The following is a 19,924-nucleotide window of genomic DNA, read 5'->3' on the forward strand; positions in this document are numbered from 1 at the left end:
GGCCCTGCCTTCATGCGCCAGCCGTCCGGAGATCACTCGTGCGGGAAACCTGTTCGACCTCCACGTTCCATGATCGGTTGAGATACGGCTTCTCAAGAAGGCCGTCGAGGCGAACCCCCGCCTGAAGGCCCAGGCGGCCCAGCCGGCTCCCGCCAAGGGCGGCTTCGACATGAACAACGGCACCGCTGGCAAGCGCCAGCTCACCGCTGCCGAAGTGGCCAAGCTCAGCCCCGAGGAGCTGGTGAAGGCCCGCGAGGACGGCCTCCTGAAGGACTACCTCGCCTCCTGACGAGACGCGCACAGGGCCCTGCGGCTGGCCCGGCCTCGTCACCCCCGGCTGACGCACGAGTGCGAGGCCGCGTCCACTAACCCTCTGAGACCAAGGAGAAATCATGGTCTTCAAGCCGGAGGTCTGGACTGCCCAGGCCCTCGTCTCCCTCCGCAAGGCCCTGGTCTACGCGGCGCCCCAGATCGTGAACCACGACTACGAGGGCGAGATCAAGAAGGTCGGCGACACCGTCCACATCAAGATGCTGGGCGACGTGACGGTGAAGCCGTACACGTCCGGCCAGGACATCACGTACGAGGACGTCCCGGATGCCGAGGCGACCCTCAAGGTCGACCAGGCCGACTACTTCGCCTTCAAGGTCGATGACATCGACAAGGCCCAGGCGGGCGACGAGATGGCGGCCCGCACCGACGCGGCCTCCTGGAAGATGGCGGAGAAGGTCGACTCGTTCGTGGCGGGCCTGTACACCCAGGTCCAGTCCGCGAACGTCCTGTCGTCCACCGCGATCACCAGCGGCGACGCGGCGTACAACGCGCTGGTCGACCTGAAGGTCCGTCTGGACGAGTGCAACGTCCAGGCCAACGGCCGGTACGTCGTGGTCCCGAGCTGGTACCACGGTCAGCTTCTGAAGAGCCCGAACTTCATCAACGCCGAGAAGGCGGCCGACGGTGGCGCTGCCCTCCGCAACGGCCAGGTGGGCCGTGCTGCGGGCTTCGACATCCTCACGTCCAACGCGGTCCCGATCATCTCCGGCGACGACTACGCCGTGATGGCGGGCGTCAGGGACGCGATCTCCTTCGCGGACCAGGTCACCGAGATCGAGCCCATCCGACTCCAGAACACGTTCGCCTCGGCCGTGCGTGGTCTCCACGTCTACGGCGCGAAGGTCATCCGGCCGGACGCTCTCGCCGTGCTGACCGCCTCCAAGTCCTGACGAACCCCTGAGAGGTAACCACCATGGCGCGTACCGCTGTGCCTCTGTCCAACCTGGTGGGCAACGGGAGCCTGGCCGACCCGGCCGGGACCACCCTGGACGCCACCAACGACCACTCCATCGACGTGGCCGTGACGCACCCGGAGGAGATCGTCATCCGGGTCACCAACACCCACAGCTCGGACCACACGGTCACCGTCAAGGCGGGCGGCTCCAACCCTCCGGTCTGGCGCGGCGGCCAGGGAGACATCACCGCCACCGTGACCGCCACCTCCGGCGTCACCTGGATCGGCCCGCTCTCCAGCTCGCGCTTCCTCCAGGCGGGCAACGTCCTGTACGTGGACATCGAGTCGGGTCACACCGGCAAGATCACCGCGTTCAAGGTCCCGCGAGGGGTCTGAGCATGGCCGACACCGCGTACTTCCGGGGCGAGGGCGGCCACGTGTGGGAGATGGACCTCCCGCTCAGTGACCAGCACGCCCGAGCGCACGAGGAGGGACGGCTCGTCCGCGTGAACAAGGACGGGTCGCCCTACACCGAGCCGGCCACCAAGGAATCCGGTGGCAAGCGGGCCCCCAAGACCCCGGCCAAGACCGAGGAGAAGAGCTGATGGCGCGTACCGCCCTCACCCCCCAGCGGTTCGCCACCACCGGCCTGACCGCCACTTATGCGACGCCGGACGCGGCGGGAGTCTCCCTGCGCTCCAGCGGCAAGCAGGTGCTCCACGTCAAGAACGGCTCGGGCTCCTCGATCACCGTGACCCTGAAGATCGGGCGCACCGTCGAGGGCCAGGCCGTCACCGCCCCCGCCGTCACGGTGGCCGCCGGTGCGGACAAGTTCTTCGGTCCGTTCAACGACAACTACGAGCAGCCCGACGGCAAGGACATCGTGTTCGTGGACTTCTCGTCCGTCACGAGCGTCACGGTCGCCTGCCTGTCGCTCTGAGCCGGAGGAGGCGTCCATGGCGTACGCCACCGTCGCGGAGTTCACCGAGTTCCTCGATCCGGATCCTGTCCCGGCCAACGCCGCCCGACTGCTGGACCGGGCCTCCACGAGGCTCGACCAGCTCCTGATGGGTGCGGTGTACAAGACCGATGACGACGGCCTCCCCCTGGACCCTGCCCTCGCGGCGGCGTTCCGGGAGGCCGTCTGCATCCAGGCCCAGTACATCGATTCTCTCGGGGACGAGACGGGGGCCATGGCCAACGTTTCCCAGATGCATCTGGGCAACCAGAAGATCGTCCGGGCCCTGTCGGTCGTCGGCAGCGGCACCCCCAGGGTCTCCCCCGACCTGGTGGCCCTGCTCCAGACCAAGGGCCTGTGGCCGGTGAACCCGTACGTGTGGGGGTGAGCTGTGCTGCTCCTCCCCACCCACACGGTCACGATCCTGAGCCGGCCAGCACCCATTAGGGACCGGCAGAACAACCGGGTCGTGGACTGGTCGACGGCCACCAGGACCTCGTACCAGGGCCGTGTGGAGCCGCTCAGCAGCTCGGAAACGGTTCAGCAAAACGACCAGGTCGTCACCGCCCTGGACTGCTTCCTGCCACCGTCAGCGGTCGTCACGGAGTACGACCGGGCCGAGATCGACGGCGTCACGTATGAGGTCGACGGCAAGCCCGACACCTACACCGGGAACGGCCCGCTGAAGCTCCTCGCGTACCAGCGGCTGACGCTGAAGCAGGTGACCGGCTGATGAGCGGCTTCAAGCCCGACCACGCGGCCATCGCCGCTCTGGTCCACGAGGAATTCGTCCAGGCCGACCTGCGCGAGCGGGCGGCTCGGGTCGTAGAGGTCGCCAAGACCAACGCTCCCGTGGACACAGGGCGGTACCGCGACTCGATCCATGCCGAGGACGGTCCCGACGGGTCGGTCCTGATCGTCTCGGACGTCGACTACGCGGCGGTGGTCGAGTACGGCCGCCGGAACGACTCGCGGCCCGCTCACCACACCATCGCCAACGCTCTCGATGCAGCAAGGGACTGACCATGGCCAAGAAGCTCAAGCTCGCATTCGCCTATCAGGGCCACCAGCCCGGCGACGTCGTGGACGTGCCGGACGAGGCGGTCCAGGACCTCGTACGGGCCGGGATCGGGCACCTGGAGGGCGCGGAGCCGGTTCTCCGGTTCGGTCGGCTCCCCGAGGTCACCTATCCCGTCCACAACGCCCCGGAGGCCCCTACGAAGCCCTCCAAGGTCAAGGCGACGAGCACGCTGCCTGCCGAGTAGGAGGCCGCGGTGACCACTCCCCTGACCGCTCTGGTCTTCCCGGACGTCGAGGAGATGGTCATCCACCAGCTCCTGGACGTCCTCCAGTACGAGGCCTCCACCGTGAGGCCCGAGGGCGACGCCTTCACCGAGGCGCTCCCGTTCGTCCAGGTCACCCGTATCGGCGGCACCCGGGTCACCGGGACCTTCAAGGGCCGTCGACTGCACGACGAAGCGCGCATCTCGCTGGACGTGTACGCCGCCTCCCGCGTGGAGGCCACCGACGCCATGGCCCAAGTCCGGGCCGCCGTCGAACAGATGCAGGGCACCTCCCGGAACGGCGGTCTCGTGTTGCGCACCTGGGAGGAGACCGGGCCGGCTGTCCGCCCCGAGGAGCCCAACTCCAACGTCACGCGCCTCGGCTATACGGCCGGGATCCGCGTTCGACTTGCCTGACCCGCGATCCGCCTGGGCCTCTCCAGGCTCCATTCCAGCCCGTTCGGAGAGGCGCCAGTGGGCCCGTCTTCGTCCAGGCGTCACCCAGTCAAGGAGAACCAATGGCTGACGACACTCAGGTGAGGGTCGGCGTCGAGGGCGCGTTCTACGTGGCCCCGGTCGGCACCACCGCACCGACCGACCCGTACTCCCCCTGGGGTGCCGGATGGATCGACCTCGGCAACGTCTCCGAGGACGGTCTGACTGAGGCGCTCAACGAGAACCGCCAGGAGTTCAAGGCTTGGGGCCGCACCGGTGCGGTCCGTACCCAGGTCACCGAGCGGGCGTCCACCTTCAAGGTCACCTTCATGGAGACCAGCGCGTGGACGCTGGCGCTCTACTACGGCATTGACCTGGCCGACATGACCTCCTCGGGTACCGGCGCCTCGCAGTTCCTCTCCTTCGAGGAGCCCCAGGCCCCGGAGCCCCAGTACTACGCGCTCGGCATGGACGTCATCGACGGCGACAAGCCCGCGCGGATCATCGTGGCCCGCGCCGAGGTCACCGACAAGGGCGACCGCCCGTACAAGTCGGACACCAACCAGGCCTTCGAGCTGACCTTCTCGTCTCTGACCGCCCCCAACGGCGGCAGCGCGATCACGCGCCAGTTCGGCCTGGTCGCCCTCCCGTCCTGACGTGCAGTGGTTCTCGGTCAATGCCGAGAAACCTGCATTCGTCCCCCTGACCACTGGCCGGAGCGTCCTTCGCGGGTCTGCGCTCCGGCCAGTGCTTTGACCCGCGAAGACCCGCGAGAACCCGGAGCACCCCATGAGCAAGCCGAACCGCAAGCGCCTCAACCTGGAGACCCTCCGCGCCCAGCGCCAGGAGGCCCAGGGCGGCAGGGAGCTGGAGGTCGAGCTGGGCGACGAGAAGTTCGTCTTCCCGCTCGCGGCCTGGTGGCCGATGACCACCGTGAAGCAGATCCGCGCTCTGAAGGACGAGGACGCCACGGAGATCCTCGCGCTGATCTCCAGCCAGGAGCAGGTCGACCGCCTCCTGGAGCTGGGCCTCACCCTCGGTGACTTCCAGGACATCATGGAGGCCATCAACGAGGACGCCGGTGTGACGCCGGGGGAATCGACCAGCTCCTCCAACTGATCGAGGAGCACCCTTCCGAACTCCGGGCGGACATCGCCCGGTACTTCCCCGGCCGCTCCCTGAACGAGTTCCACCGCAACGAGTTCGGCAACGGCTCGATGTCATGGCTGGAGCTGTGGGAGTTCGTCCAGGCGCTTCCGTTCGACTCCATGACGCACTCGGCCCGGCGCGGGGACTACGCCCGGCGGCGCTGGACCGAGATGCACTACATGCAGGCCAGCGCGCTGAGCCTCATGCAGTTCATGACCCAGGTCATGTGGGCGGGCCAGGGGCTGGAGGGCAAGCCGCCCAAGCTCGTGCCCTGGGCACCGCCGGATCTGCGTACCCCCGAGCAGCTCGCTGAGGACGAGGCCCGCAAGACCCGTGAGGCGGCCCGCTGGGCCCAGTTCAGAGCCGCGACGCGCCCCGGGGCCCGACAGGACACCGAGTGGGCTCAGCGCCTCGCACAGGCTCGTGAGGAACACCTCCGGCTCGCGGCGCCGGGCCAGCCGGCTCAGACAACCGAATAGGGGGAGCGATGCCCACCAACGTCGGATCCGTCGTCGCCAGCGTCGTCCCCGACGTCTCGGACTTCGCCACCCGGGCCACTGCCGCACTGACCCCGCAGGCCGACCGCCTGGGCCAGAATCTGGGACGCTCCCTGTCCCGGTCGATGACCCGGGCGCTCGACTTCTCGGGGATCGACAACGCCCTCCGCCGCTCCCTGGACACGGCGGAGGCGTCGGCGGCCAACAAGGGCCGCCAGATCGGCAAGCGGTACGGCCAGGCCATGAAGGCCGGGCTCTCCGAGGAGCTGCGCGGCCTCCAGGGCTCCATGGACGTCCGTATCCGCCCCGTCATCGACCGTGACGCCTATCGGGCCGTGCAGGCCGATCTGGACGTCCTCACGAGGACTCGTACGGTCGTCATCAACGCCAACGCGGACACCACGGCGGCAGCGGCCCGACTGGACGGCCTTGCCCGGAACCGCACGGCGACGATCCACACCAACGTCAACGGCTCCCAGGTCGCCCAGGCCGAGAGTGCGATCTCCCGGATCACGGGCTCGGCCTCCGGTGCCGGGGGTGCCGTAGCGGGCCTGGCCTCCAAGGTGGCCCTCCTCGGCTCCGCCGCGCCCCTCGTGGGCTCCCTGGTCAACGTCGTGGCGGCCATCGCCCCTGCGGCGGCTCTGGCGGTCCCTGCGGTCGTGGCCCTGGGATCGGCCTTCGGGGCCATCAAGCTCGGCACCTCCGGGCTGGGAGACGCCTTCAAAGCGGCCTTCGCCCCGTCCGACTCCGCCAAGGCCGTCAAGTCGGCCAACCAGATGGCCAGCGCGGAGCAGGGCGTCAAGCGGGCCGTCGAGCAGGTCGGTGTGGCCCGGGAGAACGCGGCCTCGGCGAACCAGGCGGCAGCCCGCCAGGTCGTCAGCGCGGAGCGGGACCTCACCACCTCCCAGCAGTCGGCCAAGCAGGCCCAGTTGGACCTGAACGCGGCCCGCGAGGAGGCCGTCCAGAACCTGCGGGACCTCCACGACCAGCTCACCCACTCGGCCCTGGACCAGCGCTCGGCCACTCTGGCGGTCAAGCAGGCCCAGGAAGACCTGTACAAGGTCTTGGCCGACCCGAAGGCGAGCGAGCTTCAGCGCGAACAGGCGCAGCTCACGTACGACGAGGCCAAACAGAACCTTGAGGACCAGACCCAGAAGCAGAAGGACCTCAAGAAGCAGGTCGCCGAGGCCGACAAGGCCGGGGTCGAGGGCGCGAAGAACGTCATCGACGCCAAGAAGGCCCAGGCGCAGGCCAACCAGGACGTCAAGGACAAGGAGCAGGCCCTCGCGGACGCGAGGACGGCTCAGGCCAAGACGGCCCGGGACGGTGCCCGCTCGATCGCTCAGGCCCAGCAGGCCGTTGCAGACGCTCAGCAGCGCGTCGCCGAGGCCCAGCAGTCCGCTGCCTCTGGCACGAACAAGCTGAACGACGCCCTGGCCAAGCTCTCCCCCAACGCCCGTGCGTTCGTGTCCTCGGTACAGGGCCTGAAGCCCGCCTGGGACGCCATGCAGCTCGGCGTTCAGGACCGTCTGTTCGCGGGGCTGGGCAGCCGGCTCATGGACGTGGGCTCTCGGGTCATCCCGATCCTCCGGGGCGGCCTGGAGGGAACCGCGGGCGTCCTGAACCGGATGGGCAAGGGCGCCCTGGACGCGGTGAACAACCTGGCCAAGACCGGGATGCTCAAGAAGATCCTGGACGGGGCCACCCAGTCGCTCAAGCCTCTCCAGAAGGCGCCGGGGCAGATCGTCACGGCCTTCGGTCAGATCGCCGTGGCGGCCCAGCCCGCCTTCCAGAGGATCACTGAGGGTCTCGGCGGGGCCATCACGAAGGTCACCGACAGGCTCGGCAAGGCCTTCGAGTCCGGCGCCATGGAGAAGGCCATCGACCAGGCGGTCAGCCTGCTCGGCGACCTGATGGACGTCGGCAAGAACGTCTTCTCGATCCTCGGCGACATCTTCCAGGCCGGGGCCGAGTCCGGTGGCGGCACCATCGGGATGCTCAAGACGATCACTGGCGAGATCGCGAAGATCACGTCCAGCCCCGAGGTGCAGGGCGGCCTGAAAGCCCTGTTCTCGGTGATGGGCAGCCTCGCCAAGACGGTGGCTCCGCTCCTGGGCACGGCCCTGAAGTTCGTGGGCCAGATCTTCGAGAAGCTCGGTCCCCCGATCGAGACCGTCGTGAAGGCCCTCGGCGACGCCCTGAAGCCCGTGATCGACGCCCTGGGTCCCGTCCTGGTGATCCTGGCGCAGGTCATCGGTCAGGTGTTGGTGGCCATCGCCCCCCTGCTCCCCGTCATCGGTGAGCTGATCGCCACCGCGCTCAAGCCGCTGGGTCCGGTCCTCAAGATCGTCGGGCGCCTGATCGAGCAGCTCGCTCCGGTGATCGGCACCCTGGCCGACGCGCTGGGGCCGATCCTGACGCCGATCCTGGAGGGGCTCGGCGGGGTCCTGGAGCAACTGGTCTCGCAGTACGCGGGCATGTTCCTCCAGGTCCTCCAGGAGCTGGCTCCGGTGATCCCCCAGCTCATCCCGCCGCTGGTCGGCGTGACCAAGAGCCTCGGGGACCTGCTGCTGGCCATTTCCCCGCTGCTGCCTCAGATCCTGCTGCTGACGACCCAGTTCGTCGTCAAGTTGCTCCCGGCGATCCTGCCGCTGCTGCCGCCGCTGCTCCAGCTCGTGGACCTGCTGGTCCGGCTGGCCGTCTGGGCGATCGAGAAGGTAGTCCTCCCGGCCATCCAGGGCCTGATCGACTTCGTGAAGGACATGGGGCGCAAGCTCCAGCCCTTCATCGACGCGGTCAAGCACGTCACCGAGTGGATCCACGACAAGTTCCAGTGGCTCTACGACAAGCTCGTTGGCCACTCGATCATCCCGGACATGATCCGGAAGATCCGGGACTGGTTCAACACCGGCAAGCAGTGGATCAAGGACATCTGGAACGCAGTCTGGGACAACACCATCGGCCGCGCCGTCGATGGCGCCAAGACGGTGAACTCCAAGGTGGCCGGGTTCGCCAGGGGCGTCCGGGACCGCTTCGATGACGCCAAGGGCTGGGTCGCCAGCCGGTGGAAGAGCATGTGGTCCGGGGTGTCCGACCGGACCGACTCCATGGCGAAGTCGGTCGGCAACGGCATCCGGGACTTCAAGAACAGCGTCGTCGGCTTCTTCAAGTCGGCGGTCGACGGGATCCAGACGGCCTGGAGCCGCCTGAAGGACGTCGCCAAGAGCCCGGTGAAGTTCCTGATCCAGACCGTCTTCAACGACGGCCTGCGGCAGGTCTGGAACCACACGGCGGCCAAGCTCCCGGGGCTCAAGTCCATCCCGGCGATGGGCCTCCCCAAGGGCTTCGCGACCGGCGGCATCCTGCCGGGCTACACGCCTGGCCGGGACGTCCACCGGTTCGTCTCCCCCACGGGTGGCGTGCTGGACCTGTCCGGCGGCGAGGCCATCATGCGGCCCGAGGTCACCCGGGCCATGGGACGGGGCGGCATCAACGCCCTGAACGCGGCGGCCCGTACGGGCGGCGTGTCCGGGGTCCAGGGCCTGCTGGCCAAGGGGCTCCCCCACCGCGCCTACTGGGGCGGCGGCATCTGGGACGCCCTGACGGACAACCCCGTCACCAACACGGTCAAGAGCGTCGTGAGCGGCGGCATTGACCTGCTCAAGAAGGGTGCCGACTGGGCCCGGGGCGGCGTCGCCGACCTGGCCGAGAAGACACTGAAGCACCTTCTGGGGGTCTCGGCCCTCAAGGTCGACCCCGGCGCCCAGACCTGGTCCGGCCTGGTGGGCAGCGTCCCGGTGATGCTCGCGGGCAAGGTCGTGAGCTTCCTGCGGGGCAAGGAGGACGACGGAGCCGGAAGCAGCGCGTCGCTGAAGGGCTACAAGCCCTCGGCGGGCGTGAAGCAGTGGACCTCCGTGGTGCTCCAGGCCCTGAAGGAGGTCGGACAGCCGGCCAGCCTCCTCAGCTCCACGCTGCGTCGCATGCAGCAGGAGTCCGGGGGCAATCCCCGGATCGTCAACACCTGGGACAGCAACTGGCAGCAGGGCCATCCGTCGGTCGGCCTCATGCAGGTCATCGGGCCGACGTTCCGGTCCTACGCGGGCAAGTACAAGAACAAGGGCCCGTTCCTCTACGGGACCTCGGTCGACCCGCTCGCCAACGTGTACAGCTCGATGAAGTACGCCCTGGCGGCCTACGGGTCGCTGCACAAGGCGTACGACCGGGCTGGAGGCTATGCCAGGGGCGGCTTCCCCAGCAGGGGCGAGGTCGCCTGGGTCGGCGAAGAAGGCCCGGAGCTGGTCCGCTTCCTCGGGCCCGCTCAGGTGTACCCGCACCACGAGTCGATGCGTATGGCTCGCGGCATGGGGAGCATCCCGGGCTTCGCCAAGGGCGGCACCATCTCCGCCGAGGGCAAGGGCAGCATCGCCGCCGTCATCGGCAAGGCGTTCCTGGAGGGTCTCCAGGGCTCCACCACGGAGATCAAGAACGCTGTCGCCAAGGTGACCACCGCGATCAAGAACGCCTTCAAGGGCGTGAAGTCGTCCATAGACGACAAGCTCCTGAAGTCGCTGGCCGCTTCGAGCACCAAGCTCCAGGCCCTGGCGACCAAGCGGGATCAGATCGCGGCGCAGATCGCGGCGGCCAAGCAGATGGCGACGGACCAGACGGCCGCCGGGAAGTCCTTCGCATCGATGACGTCCCTGCCCAACGGCGGGAACACCTTCGACGCCAAGGGGATCCTCTCGGGCCTGCGGGTCCGCCTGGGCCAGCTCAAGGCCTTCTCGGCGAACATCGGCAAGCTCGCCAAGATGGGGCTCTCCAAGGAGTTGCTCCAGCAGATCATCTCGGCGGGCCCCGACTCTGGAGCCGCGTACGCACAGGCTCTGGTCAACGCCACCCCCGCAGAGCTGAAGTCGATCAACGCCGCTCAGGCGCAGATCGACAAGGCCAGCAAGCAGTACGGGAACGCGGCGGCCGACGCCATGTACGACGCGGGGTCCAAGGCGGGCGACGGCTTCCTGACGGGCCTGAAGGCCCAGCAGAAGGCCATCGAGAACCAGATGTCCGACCTGGCCAAGGCGATCCAGAAGGCCATCAAGAAGGCCCTGAAGATCAAGAGCCCGTCCCGGGTCATGGCCGAGATCGGCGAGCACGTCGGTCAGGGCCTGGTCATGGGCATGGACGCCACCCACCAGGCGGTCGTCACGAGCGCCAACCAGATGGCTGGGGCCGTCCAGCGCGGTGTGGGGATCGAGCCGGCTGCCCGCCAGGAGCGGGTCCGGGACCTCCATCTCCACACCACCACGACGGAGAAGCCGACTAAGCAGGCGTTCCTGGAAGCCGTGCGCGACTACAACGCGCTCTACGGCGCCCAGATCGCCATGTGATCAGAACCCGGAGGGGCAGCAATGCCGATCTTTGTACGCCCCTCCGGGGAACTCCCGGTCGGCAACAACCCGCCACCGATCGATCCGCTGGAGGTGCCCAGCCTCTCCTGGACGGACGCTCAGGGGCGCACGACGCTGCTGTCCGACTGGGAGAGCGGCTGGGTCCTCCAGCCCGGTATCCGGGGCCTGGACTTGCCCGGCTACGACTTCTACACCGATGCCTCCCCGCAGATCGACGGCAACGCCCTGCGGGGGCTTCGGGCCCAGGCCAGGGAGGTCTTCCTCCCTGTCGCCTTCTTCGACACGGACCGTGCAGCCTTCATGGCCCGCAAGCGGTCCTTCATCCGCACCCTGAACCCCTATTTGGGGCTGGGGACCCTGACGCTCACCGAGGCCGACGGCTCGTACCGCACGATCGAGGCGCACTACGTCTCGGGCTTCGAGGGCGACACGGGCCAGGACTCCTCCGGCCTGCACTGGCAGACCGTGGGCCTCACCTTCTCTTGCCCCAGCCCGTACTGGCTCGGCGAGTCGGTGCAACTGGAGTTCGGCGCCGGGGCCACCGGCAACTTCTTCCCGGTGCTGCCGGTGGTCGTCCGGGACTCCCAGGTCCTGGGCGCCACGGTCATCGACAACCCTGGGGACGCTTCCGCCTTCCCGGTCTGGATGATCCACGGGCCCGCCACGTCGGTGGTCATCTCCAACGACACAACGGGCCTGAGCTTCTCTGTGACGGCCTCTCTCGGCTCCTCGGACGTCCTGGTCGTGGACACCCGCGAACGGGTCCAGACGGCCGTCCTGAACGGCACGACGAACTGGTGGCCCAACCTCGCCGCCGACTCGGATCTGTGGAGCCTCCAGCCCGGTCTGAACAACGTCTCGCTGACGCTCGTGGGCACGAACAGCAGCACCACGGTTCAGCTCGACTACCAGCCTCGCTACCTCACCGCGTAGGGGGTGGAGATGTCCTTCGACGCGGCCCCTGTCACCGTCCAGGTGCGGGACCGGAACCTCCAGATCCTCGGCGTGGTGGACGACTTCACCTCACTGACCATCACTCCGCGGTTCAACGCCGTGGGCGCGTTCGTCTTGAACATCTCGGCGGACTCGCCCAAGGCGGACCTCCTGCTCCCCGGCAACGGTCTGATCATCCGGCGGGGTTCGGGCGTGCTGATGTCCGGCCCGATCCGGGAGCCGAACTGGCAGCGCTCCGACAGTGACGGCGGCACCGGATCCCTGACGGTGAACGGCGTGGACGACCTGACCCTCCTGGCCGGGGCGACCTGCTGGCCCAACCCAACATCCGCGCCGGGCTCCCAGACGAACTCGGTGTACAAGATTTCGGGAGTCGCGGCCGAGACGGCCATGCGAGCCCTGGTGAACCTGAACATCGGGCCCGGGGCCCAGGCCGCCCGGAAGATCTCGAACCTCACGCTGGCCGCCGACGGTGGCCACGGGGCGGCTGTCACCAAGCAGGTCAACCAGTTCGACAAGCTCTTGGACGTCCTCCAGGACATCGCCAAGACGGCCGGGCTGGGCTTCCGGATCGTGCAGGTCGGCAGCAACCTTCAGTTCCAGGTCTACGAGCCGGCTGACCTCTCGGCCTCCGCGAAGTTCTCCTTCGGCCTGGGCAACCTGACGGACGCCTCGTACTCCGTGACCGCCCCGACCTGCACCAAGGCCGTCGTGGTGGCCGGAGGCAGCAGCAGTCCCCGCGTGGTCTCCGTGACGACACGGGCAGACCCGAACTTCCCGGGCCCGTGGATCGAGCAGTTCGTGGACCTCACGAGCGTCGACACCGCGTCCACCGACCTCACCGCGCAGATGACCCAGGCTGCCAACGAGGCCCTGACCTCAGGGGCCGCTCAGGGCAACCTGACCGTGACCCCCATCGACACGCCGCGCCTCCAGTTCGGGCGCGACTACACGGTGGGCGATCAGGTCTCGTGCCAGGTGAGGGACGACTTCTTCACGGACGTGGTCCGCGAGGTCAACATCACCTTCGACGCGCAGGGCGGCTACGTCGCCAAGGCCGTCATCGGCTCCTCGGACTCCACGAACAACCAGGACGCCCTGGCCCGGATGTACCAGTACTTCGCCCGCATCGTCACCCGGCTGAGGCGTGTGGAGACGCGCAAGCCTTCGTAGCCCCAAGGAGGCTTCCATGGCCCAGAGCAGCTTCCCCTTCGGCTCCTCGCAGATCACCACCGAGGACCAGTGGTCGAGCTACTTCCGGATGTTCCAGGTGGATGGCGTCTTCGAAACGAGCGAGAGCGGCTCGGGATTGAAGGTCACCGCCTCGAACGCCTCCACCGTCTCGGTCGCCGCTGGTGAGGCCGTGATCCAAGGGACGTACTACGGCAACAGCGCAGCGCTGAACGTCAACGTCCCCACCAACTCCGGCGGCACGTCGACCCGCAACGACCTGATCGTCCTACGGCGCGACCCTTCGGCCGACTCCACCACGGTGCAGTACAAGACGGGCGGCACGAGCTTCCCGTCACTGACACAGACCCTCAACGGCACCTGGGAGATACCCCTCGCGCGAATCACTGTGGCCGCTGGAGCTTCTGTCGTGCCGCCGTCGGGGGTCACGGACGTCCGCTGGTTCGTAGGCCGCCCTGCGGTCTTCGGCAGCTCCGCATACCGCCGTCCTCCGGTGCGGGGTCAGCTCCACATCGACAACGGCACGGACCTGTACCTCGGCGACGGGACAAGCTGGAACTTCCTCGGGACCGCCGAGCCCCTGGCGGCCAAGACCTACACCCCGGTGTGGACGGCCGGCTCCACGACGATCAACTGGGGCACGGGCAGCCAGAACATCGGCCGGTACAAGCGGCTCTCGGGCAACCTCTACTGGGTCAAGATCCAGATCATCCCGACCGGCAACCCTCCGGCCTACGACGACCCGATCAACGTCACTCTCCCGTTCCCCGCTCAGGGATCCACACGCGATCTGTTCCACGTGAACATGACCTCCGCCAACGGTGAGAACGCCGCCATCGGTACGGCCGCGGCCTTCCCCTCCGAAGGCGCCAACAAGATCAGTCGGATCCGGTTCCCCCTGGCCGACGGCGGCCAGTTCGGCGTCAGCCACCCCGAGGTCACGAACTGGCAGACCAACTACCCGATCAACTTCCGTGACGGCGACTGCATGACCATCACCGGCACGTACGAGATCGCCTGACCCCCACACCCAGAACCAAGGAGGGGCCATGGCCCGTCATTTGTTCGGCCTCTCCCCTGCGGACGTCACCGCCGAGCAGGTGGGCGAGGACCTGAAGCTCCGGCCGGGATCCGTTGGAACCGTCTGGGACGCCTACACCGGCGGTACCCATATCACCGACCTGACCGACTTGGCGGGGGCCCCGATCACCTCCGTCACCTCGGATGCCAACTCTGTAGTCGGGTTCTTCGGTCCCGACGGGATCACCACCCTGTACCTGGATTTCGGCCTCACCGGCTATCGGGTTCTGATGCAGGCGACCGATCTCGGGGACTCGATCGCAGACCTTGAGGCCAACAAGCTCGAACTCACCGGCGGCGCCATGCAGGGTCCCCTGGTCCTTCAGGGGAGCCCATCAGGCCCTACCGAAGCGAGCACCAAGGCGTATGTCGACAGCAGTGCGGCCACCGCGGCGAGCGGGGCCGTCTCGGCGCACACGGCAGCCGGCGACCCTCACGGCGACCGGGCCTACGCCGACAGCCACTTCCTTCCGTTGTCGGGCGGCACGCTCTCGGGTGCTCTGGCCCTGTCCGGACCGCCCGCCTCGCCCCTGCACGCCGCGACGAAGGCGTACGTGGACGCGGCAGTGCCGGTCACCTCGGTCAACACCAAGACCGGCGCTGTTGTTCTGAGCGCCCCCGACGTCGGCGCGCTGCCCGCCTCGGGCGGCACGGTCTCCGGCAACCTCACCGTCTCCGGCAACCTCAGCGTGACCGGCGTGGGCCGGACCCTGTTCGCCCGTAAGACATCGGACCAGTCCATCACCTCGTCCACGACCTTGACGAACGACAGTCAGCTCGTGCTGCCGGTGGTGGTCAGTGCGACGTACACCCTGTTTCTGATGGGCGTCTTCTCGGGCGGGACCACGGGAGACATCAAGTTCGACTGGACCGTCCCCTCCGGCACGGTGCTCCGCTGGTCCGATCAGACAGGCGCCTCCGGGCTGCACTCAGACGCGGACACGTACTCGGCTCCGGGCGGCACCACCCAGGTCGCCTTCCAGATCTGGGCCACGGTGGTGACCTCATCCACGGCGGGCAACGTGCAGTTCCGGTGGGCTCAGAACGCCTCCGACACGACCGCCACCATCGTGAGGACGAACTCGTATCTCCAGCTCACCCGCGTCGCCTGATCAGCTTGCGACCCCGGCACCGTGGGATCCCAAGGTGTCCCCTGGCCGGCGGGAGTTCCTGGGTGTGGTTCGCCCTGGGGACGGGTCCATGAATTCGACCGCCCCTGTACTACAGGGGAAGTTACTGTGTCGGTATGGACGGTGCGGTCTCCTTCACGAGCCTGTTTGACGGTGCGCGGCGGTTCGCCCGGTCGGCATTGGAGGCCCATGGCCTGGAAGACCAAGAGGTCTTCCTCCTCCACGCCGGGGTAAGCATCGAACGACTGGCCAAAGCCGCACTGGTGAAGAAGAGCCCCTTCCTCCTGATGGAGATGAAGGGCAAGGACGACACCCTCTTCCACCTCACCGGAGTTCGCCAGGCAACCAAGCTCAGGACGGTGGGAGCCGGCCAGGCCATCGACCGCCTCCGGGCCATGGCAGTACTGCCTCAGCGTGACCCGGACCTGGACGGGCTGATCGAGCTGCGCAACGGTGTGGCGCATCTGATGGCGCCGGTCGATGAGGCATTCGACGCCCTCACCGTCTTCTGTCGGGTGACCAACCAGTTGCTGGACCACCTGGCCTTGAATCAAGAGCATTACTGGGGCTCCTGGTCCGTTCTCGTGGGCATTACACTCAATGACGCCCAGGAGAAGGTGGAGCGGGACATTGCACGGCGGATCGAGCAGGCACGGCGCCTACTCAAGAAGCGCTTCGAGGACCTGCCGCAGGAGGCCTTGGACAGCTTCGTGGCGACACGACCACAGTTGGACTACGGGCTTCAGATCGCCGATGAGCGCCCGCTCAAGGCCTTCGTCCCTTGGAAGTGTCCCGCCTGCGGGCACACCGCCGTCGTCACCACAGGGCCCCCAAACCGCATCACGTACGGTGAACCCGCACAGTCCTCTCCCGAGGGTCTCCTGTGCTTCGTCTGTCGGTTCTCCCTGAACCCGAACGAGATGCAGGCAGCAGGCATACCGAACAGCATCCCTCTGGTGGACGAGTCCGGAGCCAGGTTGCTCACAGACGTCGAGGAGTTCCTCTGGTCTCCCCAGCCGGAGGTCGATGATGACTTCGACGGCTGACCCGATCGGTCCCCTCAGACGCCCTAGCTCCCCCGCCAGGCCGGGTGTCTCAATTCAATCGCGCCTGCAGTACAGGGGCAGTTACCGTCCATCCATGGACGATTCGCTCTCGTTCGAGAGTTTCTTCGGGAGCGCGAAGAAGGCCGCTCACCTCGCCATGGGTGATCACGGTCGAGGGGACTACTCCGAGTTCGCGCTCCACGCTGGCGTGTCCGTCGAGCACCTCGCCAAGGCCACGCTCTTCTCCAAGAACCCGATCTACATCGCCGAGATACGTAGCGCGGACATGCTGCTGCATTTCGGTGGTGATCTTCCGCTCCCCATGGAGAAGGTCCGAACCGTCGGGGCTAAGGACGCTGTCGCCCGGCTCAGAAGGATCGGTGTGCTGGGAGCGGATAGCGATCTCGACCTTCTGATCGAGATGCGCAACGGTGCTGCTCACGCCTCCAGCAACGGCGACAAGGCCAAAGAGATGGTCTTGCCCTTTGCCCGCACCATCCAGGTACTGCTTGATCACCTCGGCGAGAAGCTGGTGACCTTCTGGGACCGGTGGACAGATGTTGTCTATGCCGCCGTGAATGAGCAGGAGGACCAGGTCGCTCGGGACATGCGACTCCGAATGACTCACGCCCGGCACGCCTTCGATGATCGTTTCAAGGGACTGCCCGACCACGTCAAGCAGCATGCCCTGGCACCACCTGGCCCGACCCTGGATGAGGTGCTGTCCACCCCCTTGGACATCACAAGCAACGGCAACCCGGCCATGCTGGTTTCCGGAGGCGCCTGCCCCGCCTGTACCGGCCCTGCGATTCTCCGCTTTGAGCGCACGTCTCGCGTAGGTACGAAAACGACGTACGCCCCAAACGGTTTCGCCTGCCACCTGTGCACCTTCCGAGCGGAGGGCTACGAGGAAATGGCTGCTCTACGCAAGGTTTTCCCCGATCCAAGCGCGCCCACACTGACCTTCGACCAGCACGAGGACAGCTAGGACCCCCTCTGGTGAAGGCCTAAACACAGGCATCAAGGCCTCACAAGGCCCCGGCTCCCCGGCCGGGGCTTTCGCATGCCCCCCACAGCGCGGATCTTCGTGCGCACACCCCGCTAGGAGGTCCCCTTGTTGCTCCCTGAGCTGCTCAGGCTCGCCGCAGCCGAGGACTCGGGCCCCGACGTCGGCAAGCTGATAGGCCAGTTCGCCCAGTACGGCGTTGTCGGCCTGATCGTGGTTCTGCTGATCCTCGGCGTGATCGTCCCGAAGTACGTCATGACCTCCCTCACGGCCGACCGCGACAAGTGGCGCGAGGCCTTCGAGAAGGAGCGCGACGCCCATCAGCTCACCCGCGAGCAGCTCGCCAAGGCCGAGGAGCGCGGGGATGTTGCTGTCGAGCAGGGGAAGACGTTGACCCATCTCCTCGAAGAGCTGGGTCATCGGCCTCAAGTGCACGGGAGCGTCTGACCATGTGGCCCTTCACTCGACAGATCCATGGGTCTCCCGAGGCGGAGACCGCGATGAGGGCCGCCGAGAAGTCCCTCCAGGATGCGCAGGCCCACCGCCCCGAGGTGGAGGCCAAGCTCACCGAGAGCCGCCGGGTGAAGGAGCAGCTCAAGGCCCACAACAGAGCGAACCGGTACAGCGACTGGATCGAGTCCGTCGTCCTGGGCCGGCTCAGCGGCTGATGAGGAGAGGTCACCCGTGTACGTCATCGCCCTCTACGTCTTACTGGTCGCCGGGCTGCTCTTCGCCCTCGGCTTCCTGTCGGTCCACCGGCCCCGGTACTTCTTCCGGCTCACCGAGGTGAACGCCTCGTACTGGGTCATCGTCGTAGCCCTCTGGTATGTGCGGAGTCTCGCCCTTCTGGCAATCCGCGGTGCCCACCCTGCGGGGGTGTGGTGGGACGCCCTCTTCGCGCTCGGCCTCCTGGCCGCGATCGACGTCCTGCTGATCGTCCGCTTCTTCTCGTACATCGCGTTCCTGCGGAACCACCCCAAGGGGCCGCCGACGGCTTCCTGAGCCGTCCCCCCAAGCCGCCCCCTCCGGTCTCATCCCCCCTTGGCCGGAGGGGGCTTTTTCATGCCCGCCAGACCCCCGAGGAGCCCCGCATGAAGCTCGTGACCCGAACCCAGCTCGGATGGCCCGCCTCGGCCGCTCCGACCCAGACCTCCACCAAGGGCGTGAAGGTCCACTACGAGGGGACCGAGGTCTCCACCAAGCTCCTCACCGATCACGCCGCGTGCATCGCCGAGTGGCAGGCCATACGCAAGAGCCACCTGGCCAACCAGAAGGAGAACTACGCCGATATCGCGTACAACTACGGCGCCTGTCCCCACGGCTACCTCCTGGAGGGACGGGGCATCGGCAAGCGCACCGGGGCCAACGGCAACCAGCCCCTGAACGTCGCGCACTACGCCATCGTCGGCCTGGTGGGATCCTCCGGCCTGACCGAGCCCACGGACGAGATGCTCGGCGCGATCCGGGACGGCATCGAGCTGCTCCGCCAGCACGGCGCCGGAGACGAGATCCTGGGCCACCGTGACGGCTACGCCACCTCCTGCCCCGGAGGCCCGCTCTACGCCTGGGTGCAGAAGGGCGCTCCCCGACCCAAAGACACCGAGCCGGCCAACCCTCCGGCCAAGCGGTACGAGCCTTTCCCCGGGGCCGCATGGTTCACGATGGGTCGGAAGAGCCCGATCGTGGCCCGCATGCACGACCGCTTGGTGGCCGTGGGCTGCAACAAGTACAAGAGCAGCGCCAACAAGGACACCATCGGCTCCGGCGACAAGGCCTCGTACGAGGCCTGGCAGCGCAAGCTGGGCTTCACCGGCTCGGCGGCCACCTGGCCTCCGGGCAACGCGAGCTGGGTGGAACTGAAGGTCCCCAAGGGCTGAACAGACGTGTCTCTGGCAGGACACCAGCGCCCCCGATCTCCCGTGTGGAGGTCGGGGGCGCTGTTCTGCGTTGTGGGGTGCTACTGGCCGCCGAGGAGATGCGCCTTCTGCTGCTCGAACTCGGCCTGGGTGAGAATGCCCTGCTGTAGCAACTGCCCGAGCTTCGTCAGCTCGTCGGCGACGGACGGAGCTGCCGCAGTCGGCTGCTGCGGTGCGTGCTGCTGGGCTATAGCGGCGTCCAGGGCTTTACGGAGTTCCTCAAACGCGGGCATCTGCTGCTTGGTGAACACCACGGAGTTCTCGTCCTTGATGGCGTCCTGGGTCTGACTGCCGAACTTGGACCGCCTCTCGACACCGCCAGGGATCCCGAACTGGATGAAGCCGTTGACGACAGCCCCGGCGGGCTTCCACTGGACGCTGGCGATCTGGCTGATGTGAAGGCGTTTCTCGCCCTTGCCGACGATGGACCGAGCCAGGAATCCCTTGCGGATAATCGTTACGTACTGGCCGTCGAACTGGATCTGTCCGGTCTTGCCCTTGACCTCGATCACGTGGCCTTCTCTTCTCGCGATGCTGCTGTTGGAGGCGCCATCGTGCCAGCCCAGACCGTCGATATGGAGAGCATGAGGCCAACATGTGACAAAAATATGCCCATCCCATGCATCTATGGCCTCGGGCGCCC

Annotated in this window: 24 protein-coding genes; 23 read left to right on the plus strand and 1 reads right to left on the minus strand. The window is 67.4% G+C overall.

Going from position 1 to position 19,924, the window contains the following annotated elements:
- The first annotated feature begins 392 nt into the window (after positions 1-392).
- From ACIBA9_RS14920 to ACIBA9_RS15030, 23 genes are all read left to right on the plus strand, one after another.
- On the plus strand, positions 393-1,223 hold the full coding sequence (locus ACIBA9_RS14920) for a P22 phage major capsid protein family protein (RefSeq protein ID WP_399362985.1): 831 nt from the start codon (positions 393-395) through the stop codon (positions 1,221-1,223).
- A 23-nt stretch (positions 1,224-1,246) separates the two neighbouring features.
- Positions 1,247-1,624: a hypothetical protein gene (locus ACIBA9_RS14925; RefSeq protein ID WP_399362987.1), complete on the plus strand. Its 378-nt coding sequence runs from the start codon at positions 1,247-1,249 to the stop codon at positions 1,622-1,624.
- 2 nt (positions 1,625-1,626) lie between these two features.
- Entirely contained in the window at positions 1,627-1,833 is a 207-nt protein-coding gene (locus tag ACIBA9_RS14930) for a hypothetical protein (RefSeq protein WP_399362989.1), read from the plus strand.
- The gene (locus ACIBA9_RS14935) at positions 1,833-2,168 is read left to right on the plus strand and encodes a hypothetical protein (RefSeq protein WP_399362991.1); all 336 of its coding nucleotides are present in this window, start codon (positions 1,833-1,835) and stop codon (positions 2,166-2,168) included. Before ACIBA9_RS14930 ends, ACIBA9_RS14935 begins: the two co-directional genes overlap by 1 nt.
- Positions 2,169-2,184: 16 nt before the next feature.
- On the plus strand, positions 2,185-2,574 hold the full coding sequence (locus ACIBA9_RS14940; protein WP_399362993.1) for a hypothetical protein: 390 nt from the start codon (positions 2,185-2,187) through the stop codon (positions 2,572-2,574).
- Between the two features lie 3 nt (positions 2,575-2,577).
- Entirely contained in the window at positions 2,578-2,919 is a 342-nt protein-coding gene (locus ACIBA9_RS14945) for a hypothetical protein (RefSeq protein ID WP_399362995.1), read from the plus strand.
- Complete coding sequence (locus ACIBA9_RS14950; protein ID WP_399362997.1) at positions 2,919-3,209, plus strand: HK97 gp10 family phage protein; 291 nt, start codon at positions 2,919-2,921, stop codon at positions 3,207-3,209. The genes ACIBA9_RS14945 and ACIBA9_RS14950 overlap by 1 nt, the downstream gene beginning before the upstream one ends.
- A 2-nt stretch (positions 3,210-3,211) precedes the next feature.
- Positions 3,212-3,451, plus strand: a complete 240-nt coding sequence (locus ACIBA9_RS14955) for a hypothetical protein (RefSeq protein ID WP_399362999.1) — start codon at positions 3,212-3,214, stop codon at positions 3,449-3,451.
- Positions 3,452-3,460: 9 nt separating this feature from the next.
- Entirely contained in the window at positions 3,461-3,886 is a 426-nt protein-coding gene (locus ACIBA9_RS14960) for a hypothetical protein (RefSeq protein ID WP_399363001.1), read from the plus strand.
- A gap of 101 nt (positions 3,887-3,987) precedes the next feature.
- Complete coding sequence (locus ACIBA9_RS14965) at positions 3,988-4,560, plus strand: phage tail protein (protein WP_399363003.1); 573 nt, start codon at positions 3,988-3,990, stop codon at positions 4,558-4,560.
- Between the two features lie 133 nt (positions 4,561-4,693).
- Positions 4,694-5,023, plus strand: coding sequence for a hypothetical protein (locus ACIBA9_RS14970; RefSeq protein WP_399363005.1), 330 nt, complete (start codon positions 4,694-4,696; stop codon positions 5,021-5,023).
- 98 nt (positions 5,024-5,121) lie between these two features.
- Positions 5,122-5,532, plus strand: coding sequence for a hypothetical protein (locus ACIBA9_RS14975; protein WP_399363008.1), 411 nt, complete (start codon positions 5,122-5,124; stop codon positions 5,530-5,532).
- 8 nt (positions 5,533-5,540) lie between these two features.
- Positions 5,541-10,937 (plus strand): transglycosylase SLT domain-containing protein, encoded by a 5,397-nt coding sequence (locus ACIBA9_RS14980; protein WP_399363010.1) that lies wholly within the window; start codon positions 5,541-5,543, stop codon positions 10,935-10,937.
- Between the two features lie 21 nt (positions 10,938-10,958).
- Positions 10,959-11,891, plus strand: coding sequence for a phage distal tail protein (locus ACIBA9_RS14985; RefSeq protein WP_399363012.1), 933 nt, complete (start codon positions 10,959-10,961; stop codon positions 11,889-11,891).
- 9 nt (positions 11,892-11,900) lie between these two features.
- Positions 11,901-13,085, plus strand: coding sequence for a siphovirus ReqiPepy6 Gp37-like family protein (locus ACIBA9_RS14990; protein WP_399363014.1), 1,185 nt, complete (start codon positions 11,901-11,903; stop codon positions 13,083-13,085).
- 16 nt (positions 13,086-13,101) lie between these two features.
- Positions 13,102-14,124, plus strand: a complete 1,023-nt coding sequence (locus tag ACIBA9_RS14995) for a hypothetical protein (RefSeq protein WP_399363016.1) — start codon at positions 13,102-13,104, stop codon at positions 14,122-14,124.
- A gap of 28 nt (positions 14,125-14,152) precedes the next feature.
- A complete protein-coding gene (locus ACIBA9_RS15000; RefSeq protein WP_399363018.1) occupies positions 14,153-15,295 on the plus strand; it encodes a hypothetical protein in 1,143 nt (380 codons plus the stop codon).
- A 134-nt stretch (positions 15,296-15,429) separates the two neighbouring features.
- On the plus strand, positions 15,430-16,359 hold the full coding sequence (locus ACIBA9_RS15005) for a hypothetical protein (protein WP_399363020.1): 930 nt from the start codon (positions 15,430-15,432) through the stop codon (positions 16,357-16,359).
- 94 nt (positions 16,360-16,453) lie between these two features.
- Positions 16,454-17,347: a hypothetical protein gene (locus tag ACIBA9_RS15010; protein ID WP_399363022.1), complete on the plus strand. Its 894-nt coding sequence runs from the start codon at positions 16,454-16,456 to the stop codon at positions 17,345-17,347.
- Between the two features lie 126 nt (positions 17,348-17,473).
- On the plus strand, positions 17,474-17,812 hold the full coding sequence (locus ACIBA9_RS15015) for a hypothetical protein (protein ID WP_399363024.1): 339 nt from the start codon (positions 17,474-17,476) through the stop codon (positions 17,810-17,812).
- Between the two features lie 53 nt (positions 17,813-17,865).
- Positions 17,866-18,033: a hypothetical protein gene (locus tag ACIBA9_RS15020; protein WP_399363026.1), complete on the plus strand. Its 168-nt coding sequence runs from the start codon at positions 17,866-17,868 to the stop codon at positions 18,031-18,033.
- A 16-nt stretch (positions 18,034-18,049) separates the two neighbouring features.
- On the plus strand, positions 18,050-18,367 hold the full coding sequence (locus ACIBA9_RS15025; protein ID WP_399363027.1) for a hypothetical protein: 318 nt from the start codon (positions 18,050-18,052) through the stop codon (positions 18,365-18,367).
- Positions 18,368-18,456: 89 nt separating this feature from the next.
- A complete protein-coding gene (locus ACIBA9_RS15030; protein WP_399363029.1) occupies positions 18,457-19,242 on the plus strand; it encodes a peptidoglycan-binding protein in 786 nt (261 codons plus the stop codon).
- A gap of 80 nt (positions 19,243-19,322) precedes the next feature.
- Here ACIBA9_RS15030 and ACIBA9_RS15035 read toward each other — a convergent pair whose 3' ends face one another.
- Entirely contained in the window at positions 19,323-19,793 is a 471-nt protein-coding gene (locus ACIBA9_RS15035; RefSeq protein WP_399363031.1) for a DUF4429 domain-containing protein, read from the minus strand.
- Positions 19,794-19,924: the final 131 nt, after the last annotated feature.

The organism is Streptomyces sp. NPDC051452 (assembly GCF_044454765.1).
GTDB lineage: Bacteria > Actinomycetota > Actinomycetes > Streptomycetales > Streptomycetaceae > Streptomyces.

What these genes read in the sequence shown, in the direction of transcription:
- ACIBA9_RS14920 (WP_399362985.1), top strand. Translation starts at nt 393, where the DNA reads ATGGTCTTCAAGCCGGAGGTCTGGACTGCCCAGGCCCTCGTCTCCCTC.
- ACIBA9_RS14925 (WP_399362987.1), top strand. Translation starts at nt 1,247, where the DNA reads ATGGCGCGTACCGCTGTGCCTCTGTCCAACCTGGTGGGCAACGGGAGC.
- ACIBA9_RS14930 (WP_399362989.1), top strand. Translation starts at nt 1,627, where the DNA reads ATGGCCGACACCGCGTACTTCCGGGGCGAGGGCGGCCACGTGTGGGAG.
- ACIBA9_RS14935 (WP_399362991.1), top strand. Translation starts at nt 1,833, where the DNA reads ATGGCGCGTACCGCCCTCACCCCCCAGCGGTTCGCCACCACCGGCCTG.
- ACIBA9_RS14940 (WP_399362993.1), top strand. Translation starts at nt 2,185, where the DNA reads ATGGCGTACGCCACCGTCGCGGAGTTCACCGAGTTCCTCGATCCGGAT.
- ACIBA9_RS14950 (WP_399362997.1), top strand. Translation starts at nt 2,919, where the DNA reads ATGAGCGGCTTCAAGCCCGACCACGCGGCCATCGCCGCTCTGGTCCAC.
- ACIBA9_RS14955 (WP_399362999.1), top strand. Translation starts at nt 3,212, where the DNA reads ATGGCCAAGAAGCTCAAGCTCGCATTCGCCTATCAGGGCCACCAGCCC.
- ACIBA9_RS14965 (WP_399363003.1), top strand. Translation starts at nt 3,988, where the DNA reads ATGGCTGACGACACTCAGGTGAGGGTCGGCGTCGAGGGCGCGTTCTAC.
- ACIBA9_RS14970 (WP_399363005.1), top strand. Translation starts at nt 4,694, where the DNA reads ATGAGCAAGCCGAACCGCAAGCGCCTCAACCTGGAGACCCTCCGCGCC.
- ACIBA9_RS14975 (WP_399363008.1), top strand. Translation starts at nt 5,122, where the DNA reads ATGTCATGGCTGGAGCTGTGGGAGTTCGTCCAGGCGCTTCCGTTCGAC.
- ACIBA9_RS14980 (WP_399363010.1), top strand. Translation starts at nt 5,541, where the DNA reads ATGCCCACCAACGTCGGATCCGTCGTCGCCAGCGTCGTCCCCGACGTC.
- ACIBA9_RS14985 (WP_399363012.1), top strand. Translation starts at nt 10,959, where the DNA reads ATGCCGATCTTTGTACGCCCCTCCGGGGAACTCCCGGTCGGCAACAAC.
- ACIBA9_RS14990 (WP_399363014.1), top strand. Translation starts at nt 11,901, where the DNA reads ATGTCCTTCGACGCGGCCCCTGTCACCGTCCAGGTGCGGGACCGGAAC.
- ACIBA9_RS14995 (WP_399363016.1), top strand. Translation starts at nt 13,102, where the DNA reads ATGGCCCAGAGCAGCTTCCCCTTCGGCTCCTCGCAGATCACCACCGAG.
- ACIBA9_RS15000 (WP_399363018.1), top strand. Translation starts at nt 14,153, where the DNA reads ATGGCCCGTCATTTGTTCGGCCTCTCCCCTGCGGACGTCACCGCCGAG.
- ACIBA9_RS15005 (WP_399363020.1), top strand. Translation starts at nt 15,430, where the DNA reads ATGGACGGTGCGGTCTCCTTCACGAGCCTGTTTGACGGTGCGCGGCGG.
- ACIBA9_RS15010 (WP_399363022.1), top strand. Translation starts at nt 16,454, where the DNA reads ATGGACGATTCGCTCTCGTTCGAGAGTTTCTTCGGGAGCGCGAAGAAG.
- ACIBA9_RS15020 (WP_399363026.1), top strand. Translation starts at nt 17,866, where the DNA reads ATGAGGGCCGCCGAGAAGTCCCTCCAGGATGCGCAGGCCCACCGCCCC.
- ACIBA9_RS15030 (WP_399363029.1), top strand. Translation starts at nt 18,457, where the DNA reads ATGAAGCTCGTGACCCGAACCCAGCTCGGATGGCCCGCCTCGGCCGCT.